The sequence below is a fragment of the Mesobacillus selenatarsenatis SF-1 genome (genome assembly GCF_000813125.1).
Classification (GTDB): domain Bacteria; phylum Bacillota; class Bacilli; order Bacillales; family Cytobacillaceae; genus Mesobacillus; species Mesobacillus selenatarsenatis.
In genome coordinates this window covers 30,659-46,778 of record NZ_BASE01000043.1, presented here as the reverse complement: position 1 = coordinate 46,778, position 16,120 = coordinate 30,659, and the positions used below count along the sequence as shown (strand labels likewise).

General features: G+C 41.8%; 16 protein-coding genes and 1 pseudogene. 16 read left to right on the top strand and 1 reads right to left on the bottom strand.

Features of this window, described 5'->3' with window-relative positions:
• Positions 1-86 precede the first annotated feature (86 nt).
• The 7 genes from TY49_RS09605 (at position 87) to TY49_RS09575 (ending at position 6,533) form a co-directional block, all read left to right on the top strand.
• The gene (locus TY49_RS09605; RefSeq protein ID WP_041965693.1) at positions 87-719 is read left to right on the top strand and encodes a CBS domain-containing protein; all 633 of its coding nucleotides are present in this window, start codon (positions 87-89) and stop codon (positions 717-719) included.
• A 275-nt stretch (positions 720-994) separates the two neighbouring features.
• On the top strand, positions 995-1,381 hold the full coding sequence (locus TY49_RS09600) for a hypothetical protein (RefSeq protein ID WP_041965692.1): 387 nt from the start codon (positions 995-997) through the stop codon (positions 1,379-1,381).
• Between the two features lie 29 nt (positions 1,382-1,410).
• Entirely contained in the window at positions 1,411-2,193 is a 783-nt protein-coding gene (locus TY49_RS09595; protein ID WP_041965712.1) for a metallophosphoesterase, read from the top strand.
• A gap of 64 nt (positions 2,194-2,257) precedes the next feature.
• On the top strand, positions 2,258-3,169 hold the full coding sequence (locus TY49_RS09590) for a MerR family transcriptional regulator (protein ID WP_041965691.1): 912 nt from the start codon (positions 2,258-2,260) through the stop codon (positions 3,167-3,169).
• Positions 3,170-3,234: 65 nt separating this feature from the next.
• Positions 3,235-3,819 carry a genetic competence negative regulator gene (locus tag TY49_RS09585; RefSeq protein WP_041965690.1) on the top strand — a complete coding sequence of 195 codons (585 nt, stop codon included), beginning with the start codon at positions 3,235-3,237 and terminating at the stop codon, positions 3,817-3,819.
• A 352-nt stretch (positions 3,820-4,171) separates the two neighbouring features.
• Positions 4,172-5,449 (top strand): Glu/Leu/Phe/Val family dehydrogenase, encoded by a 1,278-nt coding sequence (locus tag TY49_RS09580; RefSeq protein ID WP_041965689.1) that lies wholly within the window; start codon positions 4,172-4,174, stop codon positions 5,447-5,449.
• Positions 5,450-5,567: 118 nt separating this feature from the next.
• The gene (locus TY49_RS09575; RefSeq protein WP_041965688.1) at positions 5,568-6,533 is read left to right on the top strand and encodes a YpdA family putative bacillithiol disulfide reductase; all 966 of its coding nucleotides are present in this window, start codon (positions 5,568-5,570) and stop codon (positions 6,531-6,533) included.
• Between the two features lie 350 nt (positions 6,534-6,883).
• On the opposite strand, the gene TY49_RS09570 is transcribed toward TY49_RS09575, so the two are convergent.
• On the bottom strand, positions 6,884-7,855 hold the full coding sequence (locus TY49_RS09570) for an asparaginase (protein ID WP_198135604.1): 972 nt from the start codon (positions 7,853-7,855) through the stop codon (positions 6,884-6,886).
• A 102-nt stretch (positions 7,856-7,957) separates the two neighbouring features.
• Between TY49_RS09570 and prsW the strand changes: the two genes are divergently transcribed.
• The 9 genes and pseudogenes from prsW to fni all read left to right on the top strand — a co-directional run bounded on the left by prsW (position 7,958) and on the right by fni (position 16,018).
• The gene (gene prsW / locus TY49_RS09565) at positions 7,958-8,629 is read left to right on the top strand and encodes a glutamic-type intramembrane protease PrsW (RefSeq protein ID WP_041965687.1); all 672 of its coding nucleotides are present in this window, start codon (positions 7,958-7,960) and stop codon (positions 8,627-8,629) included.
• 204 nt (positions 8,630-8,833) lie between these two features.
• A pseudogene (gene sleB / locus TY49_RS09560) lies at positions 8,834-9,523 on the top strand (spore cortex-lytic enzyme); the annotation flags it as partial.
• A gap of 12 nt (positions 9,524-9,535) precedes the next feature.
• Positions 9,536-10,885: a germination protein YpeB gene (ypeB, locus tag TY49_RS09555; protein WP_041965685.1), complete on the top strand. Its 1,350-nt coding sequence runs from the start codon at positions 9,536-9,538 to the stop codon at positions 10,883-10,885.
• Between the two features lie 197 nt (positions 10,886-11,082).
• Positions 11,083-11,742 (top strand): flagellar brake protein, encoded by a 660-nt coding sequence (locus tag TY49_RS09550; RefSeq protein ID WP_041965684.1) that lies wholly within the window; start codon positions 11,083-11,085, stop codon positions 11,740-11,742.
• A 62-nt stretch (positions 11,743-11,804) separates the two neighbouring features.
• The gene (locus TY49_RS09545; RefSeq protein WP_041965683.1) at positions 11,805-11,987 is read left to right on the top strand and encodes a YpfB family protein; all 183 of its coding nucleotides are present in this window, start codon (positions 11,805-11,807) and stop codon (positions 11,985-11,987) included.
• 407 nt (positions 11,988-12,394) lie between these two features.
• Positions 12,395-13,069 (top strand): (d)CMP kinase, encoded by a 675-nt coding sequence (cmk, locus tag TY49_RS09540; RefSeq protein ID WP_041965682.1) that lies wholly within the window; start codon positions 12,395-12,397, stop codon positions 13,067-13,069.
• Between the two features lie 2 nt (positions 13,070-13,071).
• On the top strand, positions 13,072-13,653 hold the full coding sequence (locus TY49_RS09535) for a lysophospholipid acyltransferase family protein (RefSeq protein WP_041965710.1): 582 nt from the start codon (positions 13,072-13,074) through the stop codon (positions 13,651-13,653).
• 154 nt (positions 13,654-13,807) lie between these two features.
• Positions 13,808-14,947: a 30S ribosomal protein S1 gene (gene rpsA / locus TY49_RS09530; RefSeq protein WP_041965681.1), complete on the top strand. Its 1,140-nt coding sequence runs from the start codon at positions 13,808-13,810 to the stop codon at positions 14,945-14,947.
• 12 nt (positions 14,948-14,959) lie between these two features.
• The gene (gene fni / locus TY49_RS09525; RefSeq protein ID WP_041965680.1) at positions 14,960-16,018 is read left to right on the top strand and encodes a type 2 isopentenyl-diphosphate Delta-isomerase; all 1,059 of its coding nucleotides are present in this window, start codon (positions 14,960-14,962) and stop codon (positions 16,016-16,018) included.
• Positions 16,019-16,120: the final 102 nt, after the last annotated feature.

Here is a 16,120-nt window from a genome sequence, read left to right as displayed (position 1 = left end):
TGTTAAATTTATCTGGCAGGCAGGGATTTTTATAAATCTGTAGAATTATATATATATGGCAGTACTTTAAATTTGAGGTGAGTTGAATGTTTGTTAAAAGTATTATGATACCGAAGTACAAATGCATTACTGTACAACAGGATGAGACATTGCAAAGTGTGTTAGAAAAGTTGGATGGTAATGAGATTGATGGAGTTCCAGTATTGGATGGTGACAAGTATGTAGGTGTTGTCACGAGACATGGAATTTATCAGGAATTCTTCAATACCGGCGGACAGAAGGATGAATTTCTGCAAAGCAAATATGCGAAGGACATTTTGACTCTACAGGATCAAATCCTGCATGGCATTGAGGTTTTCGAAACAACATTAGTGAAATTGAAAGATATTCCGTTAATGGCGGTAATTGATGAGAATGGAAAATTCCAGGGAGCTGTAACCCGCTCAGATGCTCTGGACCAGTTCCAGAGTGCTTTTGGTGTCCATAGAGAGGGTGTAAGGATTGCGTTTACTTCTGTAGAAACGGAAGGCCGTATCGCAAGACTGGCTGATATTGCTCACCAGTTCCATGAACATATTATCTCGTTGGTTACTTTTGATGAGACAGACAAGCTCGTCCGAAGGATTGTCATGAAAATAGAAAAGAAAGACAACATTGACAAGTTTGTCAAGAAGCTGGAAGAGTCAGGATTCCGCATTCTTGATATTCATGAAGTTTGATTTTTTCAAAGATAGAAAGGATAATCTTGTACTTCGAGAAATGTCCAGCTCCAGCGCCTAGCCAGTTTTCTTCCCTGATTTTGCTGCTTCGAGTATCTTGCGATAAGCGTTAGCTTTGAGCAGCTCGAGATGTTTCGGTCCGCCCAATGAAGTCAAAGAGCGACTTCACTGGTCTGCCCTCCAACGCTTGTCGGGGCTGACCAAGGCGCTTCCGCTTTTCTAATACGGAAATAAAGACAAGGGCCTTTCATACATTGTGTATGGGAGGTTTTTGTATGCTTTGGAAAGTTTTAAGGATGGTCATTGGACTGCTTTGCGGTTACCTATTTGTCATTTCGCTCTCCGCTATAATTCCGTTCCACTCTGAGGAGGTCCTCAGTGAGTTTATTTTAAATCCAGTTGAGTTCCTTGCCGGAGCAGTGGCTCTTGTATTCGGAATGTATGCAATCGGAGGATTGATCAGGGATGGGGGAGTTGCTGTCATAAGTGCATATCAAGGAAATAAAAATCTAGTACCTGATATAATTTTAGCAATTACCTGTCTAGGCTCATTTTTTCTGCTATCACCCTTAGGAGCTTGGCAGACAGCAGTTTTTTTCGTTTTCTGCTTGCTTTATGGTATGATGTCATTTAGCTCGCCAGAGGACACAAATGAAAGCTAGATAAAGTATTGCGGGAGGCAGAAATGGATTTGATTTATTTTATACTTGGAATGCTGCTGATCGGCAGCTTCCTTCTACTATATATGTATCGCCAGGCCTTTACAGACAAAGTGCTGAATCAGGAAATCCGGTTGAAGGAATTTCCGGAGAGCTTTGGGTCTGTCAAAATCTTTTTTATATCAGATATCCATAAGCGGATTATTCAAGATGCAATAATCAACGAGGTGAAAGGAAAGGCCGACCTTGTGGTTATTGGAGGCGATCTCGCGGAAAAAGGCGTTCCTTTGGAGAGGGTGTCTGCCAATATAGAAAAATTAAAAACGATTGCCCCAGTATTCTTCGTCTGGGGAAACAATGATTATGAATTCAACTCACACGAACTAGACTCATTGCTTTACCACTTGGGTGTTAAAGTACTAGACAACACAGCAGTGAAATTTGAATCGAGTACTGGAGATGTATTGCATATTTTAGGCATTGATGATTTAAGTCTTGGAAAAAGCAGGCTGGACCTGGCAATGCGTGATGCGGATGAAGAAGGATTCCGGATTCTTGTAAGCCATAACCCCGCCATCGTCAACAGCCTCAAGCCAGAACACAATATTAGCCTCGTTTTAAGTGGGCATACACACGGGGGGCAGATCAGGATATTCGGGTTCGGTCCTTATGAATTAGGCGGTATTACAATGAAGAATGGCGCAACGGTACTTACCAGCAATGGATATGGCACAACGGGTGTGCCTCTTAGACTTGGAGCCAGAGCTGAGACCCATCTACTTACATTGGTTGCGGATTTCAAAACAGCAGATTGAGGTTTTACACAGGTGCAGCAGCACGGCTATAATCGGTAGTACAGGTAATAACGGAGGTTTTAGGATGGGGAACGGTGCAGGAAAATATAATATTAAAGCAGTATCCAAAATGCTTGGTATTCAGCCCGGGACGCTTAGGGCTTGGGAGAGAAGATATCAGATGATTGCCCCTGTCAGAAATGAATCCGGTCATCGATTGTATACCGAGGAGCATGTAGAAATTTTGCGGTGGTTAATCTCAAAAATAAATCAAGGTTTCACCATAAGCCAGGCTGTGTCTTTGCTTGAAAACTCAGCAGTGTCAATGGAAAAGGCTGAAGTGCCTAGAAGGGACATGGTTGATGAGATTGGAGACAAGCTGTTGAGTGCACTTCTTGAGTTCAATAGTTCCAAAGCTCATGAATTGATTAACCAGGCCTTCAGTTTGTTTACAATTGATAAAACTGTTATTGATTTATTAGGCCCGATTTTGATTAAGGTGGGCGATTTATGGGAAGAGGGAAGTATAACGACTGCACATGAGCATTTTGCTTCGTCATTTATACGTTCGAGAATTGAAGGATTATCAAATTCATTTCCGCACAATTCCTTCCTGCCAAAGGCAATTGCTGTATGCGGGCCTGGAGAAAGACATGAACTAGGTTTATTAATCTATACATTGTACCTAAGGCGAAAAGGATTTGAGGTAGTCTTCCTGGGAACTAGCCTTGCTGAGAATGATCTTGAGGTAGTGGTGGAGAAGGTGAAACCCAAGTTCCTCTTCTTGTCCTGCACTCTTGATGAAAATAGAGAGAGAACTTTGAGTCTTGCCGAGGAGATTAATAAAACTTATCCAGATCTTATTATTGGGCTAGGTGGTATAGCAATTGATTCCATGCCGTTAGAGCAGCAGGAAGAATATCAAGAGAACATTGTAGGCATGACAAGAGCGGAATGGGAAAAATGGTTGAAAAAGCGCATTGATCAATTTAAATAACTCACCAACCTGCGATATTTTCATAAACTAAAATAAGAGCTTTGTCGATGGCAGGGGGCATGAATATGCGCTTGGAACGATTAACCAACAATAAAATTAAGATATTCCTTACGATAGATGATTTATCCGACCGGGGATTGACCAAAGAGGATATATGGAAGGATTCGTTGAAGTGGCATCAGCTTTTTCACGATATGCTCGAGGAAGCCAGCGAAGAATTCGATTTGGATATCATCGGTTCAGTTGCAGTGGAAATTTTTTCATTGCATGCCCAGGGGATGGTCATGATCGTCACAATGATCGAGCAGGATGAAGATGAGGAGCAGTTTGATGATGGGATTATAGAAATGCAGGTAACGGTCGATGGAAGCGAAGACATTTTGTTTGAATTCGAAAATGTCGAGGACGTGATCCAGCTGGCAAAAAGACTCTTGGACGCCGGAATTGACGGAGGCAGCCTGCATTTTATGAATGACCATTATTATTTGCTCATGAATGGAATATTGCCTGATGAGACCAATAAGACAGTGTCATTAATGGCAGAATACGGAGTTCCATCAATATTGAGCATCCACAGACTGCTCGAATATGGGAACGAGATTATGGAAGAACGTGCAGTCGAAAGCCTTGTCCATTATTTTATGAAATAATGGATGGGCTTCGGCTTTTTTTATGGAAGATATTGTGTTGTACAGTGGCAATTGGAATTAGATCTTTTAGGCAAAAATATGCCTGCTTGCTAAGGTAGGATTTATAGAGAATTTTTATTAAGTTATCTTCGAATCTGAACCTTAAAATACAGTCTTGTCACCTAAGAATGTCTTATTATTCAGTCAATTTATTATCAAGTCAATAATAATAAGGGCTCGAATGGTAGCGTTTTCATCTAATAATCAAAAAATGCGGAAAACTGTTTTTTTCTTCTTGCATAAAATAACCAAAGGTGTATACTAATCCATGAAAGCAGACAACATCCGCAAAAGTGATTTAGGAGGTTTATCAATGGTAGCCGCAAACGGTAATGAAAATCCAAATAAAGAAGACAAACATGACGTCTTACGATCTACACAAACTGTTATTCACAAGGCTTTGGAAAAACTCGGATACCCAGATGAGGTTTTTGAGCTTTTAAAGGAGCCGCTCAGGATGATGACAGTGAAAATTCCTGTCAGAATGGATGACGGATCTGTTAAAGTCTTTACTGGCTACCGGGCGCAGCACAATGATGCAGTGGGTCCAACAAAGGGAGGAATACGTTTCCATCCAAACGTAACGGAGAAAGAGGTAAAAGCCTTATCAATCTGGATGAGCTTGAAATGTGGCATTGTCGATCTGCCGTACGGCGGCGGAAAAGGCGGGATTGTTTGTGATCCTCGCGACATGTCGTTCAGGGAACTGGAAAGATTAAGCCGAGGATATGTTCGTGCGATCAGCCAGATCGTAGGACCAACAAAAGACATCCCGGCACCTGATGTTTTCACGAACTCGCAGATTATGGCTTGGATGATGGATGAATATAGCCGTATAGATGAATTTAACTCTCCAGGATTCATTACAGGCAAGCCGCTGGTACTCGGTGGTTCACATGGTCGTGAATCAGCAACAGCAAAAGGGGTTACGATTTGTATCCGCGAAGCTGCAAAGAAAAAGGGAATCGAGCTTGAAGGCGCAAGAGTGGTTGTCCAAGGATTTGGAAATGCAGGAAGCTACTTGGCAAAATTCATGCATGATGCTGGTGCTAAAATTACCGGTATTTCAGATGCATACGGGGCACTTCATGATCCAGACGGATTAGATATCGATTACTTGCTTGACCGTCGTGACAGTTTTGGTACAGTAACCAAACTATTCAATAATACAATTACAAATAAAGAATTGTTGGAACTCGATTGTGATATTCTTGTTCCAGCTGCAATAGAAAATCAGATTACCGAAGAAAATGCCCACAATATCAGGGCTAGTATCGTCGTAGAGGCTGCTAATGGGCCAACGACTTTGGAAGCAACAGAAATTCTGACAGAACGTGGGATCCTGCTTGTACCGGATGTACTTGCATCCGCTGGCGGTGTAACTGTTTCGTACTTTGAGTGGGTGCAGAACAACCAGGGTTATTATTGGACTGAAGAAGAAGTCGAAGACAAGCTTGAAAAGGTCATGGTGAAATCCTTTGACAGCATCTATGATACAGCCCAGACACGCAGAGTAGACATGCGACTTGCTGCTTATATGGTCGGTGTCCGCAAAATGGCTGAAGCTAGCCGCTTCAGAGGCTGGATTTAACATTAGAAAAGGGTTCTTCATTGAATCTTATGATGAAATCTCCTATCATTTAATGATGGGAGATTTTTTATATCTGCTTTTACGGTTTATATAGATCCATAAGGAGTGATTTTGCAACATGAACAAGGAAGATGTCATTATTGTAGGGGGCGGTCCCTGCGGTCTGGCCGCCGCGATTGCTTTGAAGAAACAGGGCTTGAATCCGCTCATCATCGAAAAAGGAAATATCGTGAATGCGATTTATAATTATCCAACCCACCAGACATTTTTTAGCAGCAGTGAAAAGCTTGCCATTGGTGATGTACCCTTCATAACCGAAAATCTTAAACCAAAACGGAATCAGGCATTGGTTTATTACCGGGAAGTAGTCAAGCGGGAAAAGCTTAGAATCAATAAATATGAAAAGGTGACGGGAGTTGAAAAAGAGTGTGATGCTGTTTTTAAGGTTTCCACGGATAAACAGCAATACACTGCAAAAAACATAATCATAGCGACTGGTTACTATGATCATCCTAATCTCATGGGTATACCGGGTGAAGAGTTACCCAAGGTTTCCCACTATTTCAAAGAAGCTCATCCTTACTTCGATATGGACGTCGCAGTCATTGGCGGGAAAAACTCCAGTGTGGATGCAGCGATTGAGCTGGAGAAGGCAGGGGCGAGAGTGACTGTATTGTACAGGGGAGCTGAATATTCGCCCAGCATCAAACCGTGGGTTCTGCCGGAGTTCGAAGCGCTTGTAAGGGCAGGTTCGGTAAAAATGGTATTCAGTGCAGAAGTAAAAGCAATCGAAGAAGGTTATGTGGTCTACGAGCATGAAGGAGAACAGGTTAAATTAAAGAATGATCATGTTTTTGCGATGACAGGATACCGACCCGACCATGCCTTCCTTCAAAAGATGGGGGTTAAAATCGAGGCAGAAACAGGCAGGCCCCACTTTGATTCCGAAACAATGGAAACCAATGTGCCAGGCATTTTCATTGCAGGAGTAATCGCAGCCGGGAACAATGCAAATGAAATCTTTATAGAGAACGGTCGATTCCATGGCGGCCAGATTGCAGAAGCGATCACAAGCCGATCTTAGAGTGAAAGTTGGAATCAATGAAAGAAAGCGGTGCCTGAATGGCATCGCTTTGTTTACGCACAAAATGGATAGGCTGTTTAATCCTTTTAAGGGCACCAATAGGGGCCTTTTTATGCCCTTTTACAGTGATTCGGGATCCTAAATGAAGAAAACACTTAGGAGAAAATCGTACCCTTATGGAGAGCTTTCGCTTGGTATAAGGATACATTTAGGAGTTAGATGTGCCCTTATGTATTTTATCCGATGTCCATAAGGGAATATTTCCTTTTTGAACACTGATAAGAAACCAACGATGCCTGCACACATACAGGCACCGCTTTTTTCATATAGTATCCTGATTGCTTCATTTTTTAGAACATGAACATCTCATTAATTTCATCTATATTTTCTGTCTTGGCAAGAGCAACTAGCAGTTTGATCCTTGCTTTCTGTCCATTCAGGCCGTTTGAGAAGATGACACCCAATTCCTTTAGGTGCTTGCCTCCGCCTTCATAGCCATACACATCCTGGACAATGCCGGCAAAGCTCCTGGAAACAATGACGACAGGAATATTGTTTTTAATGAAGTCTTTTACACCCTCAAGCGCTGCGGGTGGGAGATTGCCTTGTCCAAGAGCTTCGATCACCACTCCATCAACTTTTAATTCTAGTAACGCTTTGAGTAGGGATGAGTCCATTCCCGCGTGCGCTTTTATCAGTGACACTTTCTTTTTGATGTCCTGAACAGGATAGTTTTCATGTTTAGTTGGAGTGTGATGGAAAAGAACACCCCTTTTTGTCACAATGCCAATCGGTCCGTATTGCGGGCTTTGAAAGGTTGAGATATTGCTAGTATGCGTTTTGGTGACGTTCACTGCCGTATGGATCTCGTCATTAAGGACAACAAGGACACCCTTACCATTTGCATCTGGGCTGGAAGCAACGCTTATGGACGAAATTAAATTATAGAGTCCATCAGATCCGATTTCATTGCTTGACCGCATGGCGCCGGTAACGACGACCGGGAAGCTGGCCTGGCAGGTGAGGTCCAGGAAATATGCTGTCTCTTCAAGTGTATCTGTTCCATGGGTGATTACGGCTCCGTCGATGTTGCCTTTTTTATCATAGTCCTCCAGGATGTATTTTAACTCCATCATCTCTTTTGGTGTAATATGTGGAGAGGGCAAATTGAAGGGCTCTTCAACAAAAAGGTCAGCCAAACTGGATAAATGATCGGTTCCCTGTGTCAAAGGGTTATTCGTCCCTGGTTTTACTGCTCCACTTGTATCCTCGCTCATGGAAATGGTACCGCCAGTATGAATCAATAAAATATTCTTCTTCAAAACTATTACCTCCGAAAGACCAGTGAGAAAGAATAATAATCCATTTTCTTTCTTCTAATTACATGATACGATTAAAAAAACAAATTGAAAAGAGGACAGCATATGCTGGGAATAGTTACTGCCGGGGTAGCTCCGGGTCTGGCGCTGTTAAGTTATTTTTATTTAAGGGACCAATATGGGTCAGAGCCGCTATCCCTGGTGTTTAAAATGTTTATATTCGGTGCATTGCTTGTATTTCCGCTTATGTTCATTCAATATGTACTCTCTGCCGAGGGATTGTTCCAGGATGACTTTATAAAAGCATTCGGGACGGTTGGCCTTTTAGAAGAATTCTTTAAATGGTTTATCCTTTATTACACGATTTTCCAGCATATTTCCTTTGATGAACCTTATGATGGTGTCATCTACAGTGTGGCTGTGTCCCTGGGCTTCGCATCGGCTGAAAATATTTTTTATCTGCTCGCCAATGGTCTTCAGGACGCACTGGGCAGGGCGCTGTTGCCTGTTTCGAGCCATGCTCTCTTTGGAGTCATAATGGGTTACTATATAGGTAAGGCGAAGTTTTCACCGGTGGTGCAAAAGAAGTGGATCATGCTTTCGTTAACAGTGCCTGTCCTTCTGCACGGGATGTATGATTTCATCCTGATGACCAGGGAAGACTGGCTCGTGTTGATAGTTCCATTTATGATATTCCTTTGGTGGCTTGGTCTGCGAAAAGTAAAAAAAGCGAGAACATTGACTCTGCAGCATATTGAGAAGCAATATCCAATCTGAAAAACTCTTCATTCTTAAAAAATGGAGGGTTTTTTTGTTTTGTGGAATAAAAGTCAACTCTTAACAAAAAATAAAAGCAATCTTTTAAGTTCACATCTTTGGGGGTTGCATTCAATGAAGAATTATCGGTCTATCTTGAAAGTGATGGCCGCGTTGGCTTTGATCATGTCTTTTGTACAATTTAGCGAAGTCGATCAAAGGGCGGAAGCCTTTACGAGCCAGGTGCTGCAGCAGGGATCGACAGGAGAGGATGTAATAGAACTCCAGTCACGTCTCAAGCATATTGGCTTCTATAATGGCAAAATCGATGGGGTATTTGGATGGGGTACCTACTGGGCTCTAAGGAATTTCCAATACGAATTCGGTCTGGAAATCGATGGAGTTGCAGGATGGAAAACAAAACTTAAGCTTGCGAAGGCGACGCCAAATGCGAAAATTGCCTGGGGCGGCGAAAAAACAGGCGGGGGCACGGCTGGTGGTGGCACTCAAACCCAGTCCGCACCAAAACCAGCAGCTGCAACAAATACACCAAATGGGTTCTCGCAGAATGATATTCAGCTTATGGCGAATGCTGTCTATGGAGAAGCCAGGGGTGAACCGTATACCGGCCAGGTAGCAGTTGCGGCGGTAATCTTGAACCGCTTGGATAGTGCCACTTTCCCGAATACAATATCAGGGGTAATATTCGAACCGAGGGCATTCACAGCAGTGGCTGATGGCCAAATCTGGCTAACACCAAATGAGACTGCAAAAAAAGCTGTCCTTGATGCCATCAATGGCTGGGACCCTACTGGCAATGCTATGTACTATTTTAATCCCGATACAGCAACCAGCGCCTGGATTTGGTCACGACCGCAAATCAAAAAGATTGGAAAACATATTTTTTGTAAATAGGGGTGAGTTGAATTGCTAAGAGGAATAGCCATAGCAGTCCTGGTTGTTGGAATTGCCGGAACAGCATTCTGGGGTTATCAGGAGCACAGGGAAAAAACAGCAGTATTGATCAATGCGGAAAACAATTATCAAAGGGCTTTTCATGACTTGACATATCAAATTGATTTACTGAACGATAAAATTGGTACAACACTTGCGATGAACTCAAGAAGTTCATTATCGCCTCAACTTGCGGAAGTATGGAAGATCACTTCACAGGCCCATAATGATGTCGGCCAGCTTCCATTGACACTTTTACCTTTCAATAAAACGGAAGAGTTTTTAGCGAATATAGGGAATTTTAGTTACAAAGCAGCGATTCGTGATCTGGATAAAGAACCATTAACAGAAAAAGAATATTCGACCCTTAAGACCCTGTATGAGCAATCAGGTGAAATTCAGCAGGATTTAAGGCAAGTCCAGCATATGGTTCTGGAAAATAATCTTCGCTGGATGGATGTAGAGCTAGCCCTTGCGACTGAAAAGGGACAAACTGACAATACCATCATTGATGGGTTCAAGACTGTTGAAAAAACAGTAGAAGGCTATTCGGAAACAGATTTCGGGCCAGCACAGATCAATCTTCAGAAAAAGGATGAAAACTTTAAAAAGCTGCCTGGCGAAAAGATATCAAAAGAAAAAGCGGTCCAGATTACTAAACAATATACCCCGATCAAAAACGGCGGTAAAGTAAAAGTAACTGAAAACGGCAAAGGATCGGATTATGGTTTTTTCAGTGTTTCGATCCAAAATCCCGAAACAAATCTGGAAGCGAGTATGGATATAACCAAAAAGGGTGGCTATCCAATCTGGTTCCTGCTTGATCGGGATGTGAAGAATCAAAAGCTTAGTCTCAATGACGCTTCTAATAAGGCAATTGCCTTTTTAAAGGATCACAATTTTGAAAACCTTGATCTCTTCGAAAGCGCTCAATATGATAACATTGGAGTTTTTACATTCGTAGGTACACAGGACGGCGTAAGAGTTTATCCAGATGCAATCAATATGAAGGTCGCATTAGATAACGGCGATGTGATCGGCTTCTCAGCTGAGGATTATTTGAAATCCCATAAAGCAAGGGAGATCCCGCAAGCAGGCATTGAAATAGAAGAGGCAAAAAAGAAAGTCAATCCAAATCTCAAGGTGATGGATGAGAAAAAAGCAATAATCCTGAACGACCTGAATGAAGAGGTGTTATGCTATGAATTCACCGGAGTTCTCGGCAATGATACCTTCAGGATTTATATCAATGCAGAAGACGGTACAGAAGAAAAAGTAGAAAAACTTCATAACGCTGAACAAGTATATGAAGACGTCGTTTAAGGGGAAGCCAAGCGCTTTCCCTGTTTTTTTATATAAAGGCAAAAACACATTGGTTAATATATTTATTTGTAAAAATAATCCATTAAAGGACTATTGCACCAGCTTAGTCCGACATGTCATAATAAATATGATATATATAGAGAACAGTTTACCAATAAAACAAACAGCATAGACAGAAGTGGGGAAGTGGATTAGCTATGATAAAAATCGGTGATAACATAATCCTTGAACATAAGTATTCCGACAGTTTTGAACAATATAAGTGTAAACTGGTTGAGCGTAAAGGAAATGATCTGTATATTGATTATCCTGTAAATTTGAATACTAACAGAACAGTGTTCTTGCTTGAGGGTACACCTTTGAAAGCTAATTTTGTAACCGAATCAGGTTCTCATTATTATTTTGACACGGAGGTTAAAGGAAGAATCAAGCTTAATATTCCGATGGTGATTCTTTCGTATCCAGGAAAGGAGCGCCTTATCAAGATTCAGAGAAGGCAATTTGTCCGGGTGGAAACCTCAGTAGATGTTGCTGTTTACTCTGGCAAGGGGGAGTTCGCTCCATTTACCACAGTTACCGATGATGTCAGTGCAGGTGGGGCTGCATTGTTGATTGGTAAAAACAGCAGTTTGAAGCAGGGGATGGAGATTGAGTGCTGGTTTGTCCTTCCAATGCAAAATGGAGAATTTGAATACAGGAAGTTCCGTGGTAGGGTTGTCCGGATCATCGATGGTCAAGGACATATGAACAAAGCTTCTGTTCAATTTTTTGACTCATCGGGCACCGACAGGCAGGTGCTTCTTAGGTTCTGCTTCGAAAGACAGCTTGAAATGAAGAAAAAAGGACTTCCTGTCTAAAAGGAATAAATACCTGGAAATGCTCCAATACTAGAATAAAAGTTTTAACAGGAGCAATAAAGATGAAAACATTTGAAAGAATCTTAATCAAGATCGCTATCATTCAATTTATTTTTTTGGTTATTGCCCAAGTATTTTTCCATGAATTCAATGCTTTCCCTGAACTTAAACAAATTACTCAATACGAGGGTGTTACGGACAATAATCATTCAGAAGTCCTGAATTCATTCAGGAGCAAAGAGTAAGCAGGTGCTAAGCCTGCTTACTCTTTATTTTAAGCCTTTTTTTAGGCTCTTTTCTCAAACTTTGTTGCTATTGACTACAAAATAGGATTGAATGACCTATTTTTCTTCACAAAATTAAAGCTTATTCTGAGAAAAGAGCTTGCCACACTTAATACCGACCAACAAAATAGCCTTATATTACGTTAAAATCGGCTTTAGGATTTTAACAACAATTTTTACGAAACAGCCTTTTTTAAAAAGGAGGACTTAAAATACCAAAAGCCTGGAATATTCCTCTAATAATAGGGGTACAGGACAAGTTTCGAAAAGTAGCTTAAAAAAAGTATTGAATGACGAGGATTAAAAGATTTTTGTGTTAAAATATAAGAGTATATCTAGGAACAACAAGGAGTGTACCAGGAGGAAATATGAGTAGACGAATTTCAATTGCCATAGACGGTCCTGCAGCAGCAGGAAAAAGTACGGTTGCCAAAATTGCAGCCGAAAAACTGACTTATATTTACATCGATACAGGTGCGATGTACAGAGCACTTACATACAAGGCTTTGAACAAAGGAGCCAGCCTGGACAACGAAGCAGAGTTGATTGAGATCTTAAACAATACATCAATCGAGCTAATGCCTGGAGAATCAGGCCAAAAGGTTTTGCTTGATGGTATCGAGGTCACCAATGAGATTAGGAGTGCGGAAGTTACTAATCAAGTATCATATGTAGCTGTGCATGAACTTGTCAGGAAAGAGATGGTCAAACGCCAGCAGCAGTTTGCAGTTGATGGCGGTGTGGTGATGGATGGAAGGGATATCGGCACCCATGTATTGCCGAATGCCGAGGTGAAGGTCTTTTTACTTGCAAGTGTTGAGGAAAGGGCACAGCGCCGACATGCAGAAAATATCCAGAAAGGATTCCCGTCTGATCTGGAAAAGCTGAAAGAAGAAATTGCCGCGCGTGACAAGATTGATTCGGAGCGGGTAGTAGCCCCTTTGAAAAAGGCAGATGATGCAATTGAAATTGATACAACTTCTTTGTCGATTACAGATGTGGTAGACAAAATCATGGGTTTGGCGCTTGAAAGGATCGGATGAAATTGACGGTTTATTCGTTTGCAAGGTCTTTAGTAAATACAGTATTAAAACCAATTTATCGGATTGAGGTGATTGGCAGAGAAAATATGCCTGCCGATGGCGGCGTGTTGTTATGTGCCAATCATATTGATAATCTAGATCCCCCGGTAGTCGGGATTACTGCACCCCGTCCCGTCCATTTCATGGCGAAGGAAGAGCTTTTCGCTGTCCCTGTACTTGGGAAAATTGTTCCTCACCTAAATGCTTTCCCTGTCAAAAGAGGTATGAGTGACAGGGAAGCTTTAAGGAAAGGCCTCGGAATTTTAAAGGATGGAAAGGTTTTAGGATTGTTTCCAGAGGGAACAAGAAGCAAGACAGGTGAAATGGGTAAGGGACTTGCAGGAGCAGGCTTCTTTGCGCTCCGCTCTGATGCTCATGTCGTTCCATGCGCAATCATCGGTCCATACAAAGCATTCAAGAAATTGAAGGTGGTATATGGAAAGCCTATCGATATGGTATCAATCAAGGAAAAAAAGTTAAATGCAGAACAGACAACTGACTTGATCATGAGTGAAATCCAAGAACTTATTAACAATTTTAAGTAATGTTTCTTGCTTGACAAAAATGTCTGTTTGTAAGAAGTTATTAAGAAGAGATATTTTTAGAATTTTCACTTAGTGACTAATTAATGTGTTTTTTAAGTGGCTTTTCGCCACAAAGCATATATTTGCAGCAGTCATGGATTAAGGAGGAGTACATATGTCAGAAGATATGAATCAAATCGAGGTAAAAAACTTTGAGGCTGGCGACCGTGTCAAAGGCCAGGTAACGAAAGTGGAAGAAAAGCAAGTTTTAGTAGATATCGAAGGAAGCAAGCTCGATGGCATCATCCCGATTAGTGAACTATCAAGCCTTCATGTTGAAAAAGCTGAAGATGCAGTATCTGTCGGTGATGAGTTGGAGCTCGAAGTTCAAAAAGTTGAGGAAGAAGCTTTAATTCTCTCAAAGAGAAAAGTAGATGCTGAGAAAGCCTGGGAAGAACTTAAAGGCAAGTTTGAAAGTGGAGAAGTTTTCGAGGCAGAAGTAAAAGATGTCGTTAAGGGCGGTCTGGTAGTTGACCTTGGCGTACGCGGCTTTGTTCCGGCATCTCTTGTGGAATCCCACTTTGTGGAAGATTTCTCTGATTACAAAGGAAAAACGCTCAGCTTTAAAATCGTAGAGCTTGACCAGGAGAAGAACCGCCTGATCCTTTCTCACCGCGCTGTTGTGGAAGAAGAGCAAGGCAAGAAGAAACAGGACTTGCTTGCGGCCATCCAGTCTGGACAGGTTATTGAGGGTACAGTACAAAGAATCACCGATTTTGGTGCGTTTGTGGATATCGGTGGAGTTGATGGTCTTGTCCATATTTCACAGCTGTCTCATGAGCATGTTGAAAAGCCATCTGATGTTGTTCAGGAAGGCCAGCAGGTTCAAGTTAAAGTATTGAGCGTTGATCGTGACAATGAGCGTATATCGCTTTCAATCAAAGAAACACTACCTGGACCATGGGCAGACATTGATGAGAAAGCTCCTAAGGGCAGCACTCTGGAAGGCACTGTGAAACGTCTAGTTTCTTATGGTGCATTTGTTGAAGTATTCCCTGGGGTTGAAGGCCTTGTCCATATTTCGCAAATTTCTCATAAGCATATCGGCACACCGCATGAAGTCCTTCAAGAAGGGCAGACTGTAAAAGTAAAGGTACTTGACGTAAACAAGCAAGACCAAAGACTATCACTTAGCATGAAGGAGTTCGAGGAAAGAGAAAGCAATGAAGCTTTTGACTATGAGCTTCCTGAAGAAACAAAAGGTTTCAGCTTAGGTGATATGATCGGAGACAAGCTAAAGAATCTTAAACAGTAATGGTGATAAATAGTGTCAAGATCAAAACGTAAATGGGACCATATACAATATGCCCTCGAAACAGGCCAGAAGCGGCTAACCGGTTTTGACGATATTAAGTTTGTAAACCAAAGCTTGCCTGGATCAAATCTTGATTCAGTAAAAATTGAAACTAAAATTGGCGAACTTTCTTTAAGTTCGCCAATTTTTATAAATGCAATGACAGGCGGCGGCGGGGAGAGAACTTACCGTATCAACCGAGAATTGGCTGTAGCGGCAAGAGAGACAGGATCTGCGATTGCAGTTGGATCGCAAATGGCTGCATTGAAGGATCCGGACGAACGAAGAAGCTATGAAGTAGTCAGGGAAATGCACCCTGACGGTATTATTCTTGCCAATCTGGGCAGTGAGGCAACTGTTGGGCAGGCAAAAGCCGCAATCGATATGCTCCAGGCAGATGCACTGCAAATTCATTTGAATGTAGTACAGGAATTGACCATGCCTGAGGGAGACAGAAACTTTGAGGGTGCGTTAACGAGGATTAGTGAAATCCAACAGAGTGTAGGAATTCCGGTAATCGTGAAAGAAGTGGGTTTTGGCATAAGTGCCGAGACAGCAGCCGGACTTTATTCCTCAGGAATACGCTATGTTGATGTTGGCGGATTTGGAGGTACAAATTTTGCGGAAATTGAAAATAAGCGGAGGAACCGTTTGTTGACGTTTTTCGAGGATTGGGGAATTCCGACTGCGGCCTCCATAATTGAAACAAAATCTACATCACCAGAACTTTCCGTTATCGCTTCAGGAGGAATACAGACTAGCCTTGATATTGTTAAAGCGCTTGCATTAGGTGCGAATGGTGCTGCAATGGCTGGCTACTTGCTAAAAACCTTGATGGAGAATGGAAGGGAAGATCTAATCAAGGAAATCCATCTGTTAAAAGAAGAAATCACTGTCATTATGACAGCACTAGGTGTACATACCATTGAGGAACTAAAAAACGTGCCTTTAGTCATATCAGGAGAAACACATCACTGGCTTGAACAAAGAGGAATTGATACAAAAGCTTTTGCAAGAAGGAAAAAAAATTGATCGAAGAATAAAAACAGAAGGGCCCTCTGCATTTGCAGGGGGCTCTTCTGTTTGTTGGTTGATTAAAACGTAACATAAGGTCAGCAAGTCATAACCTGTCCA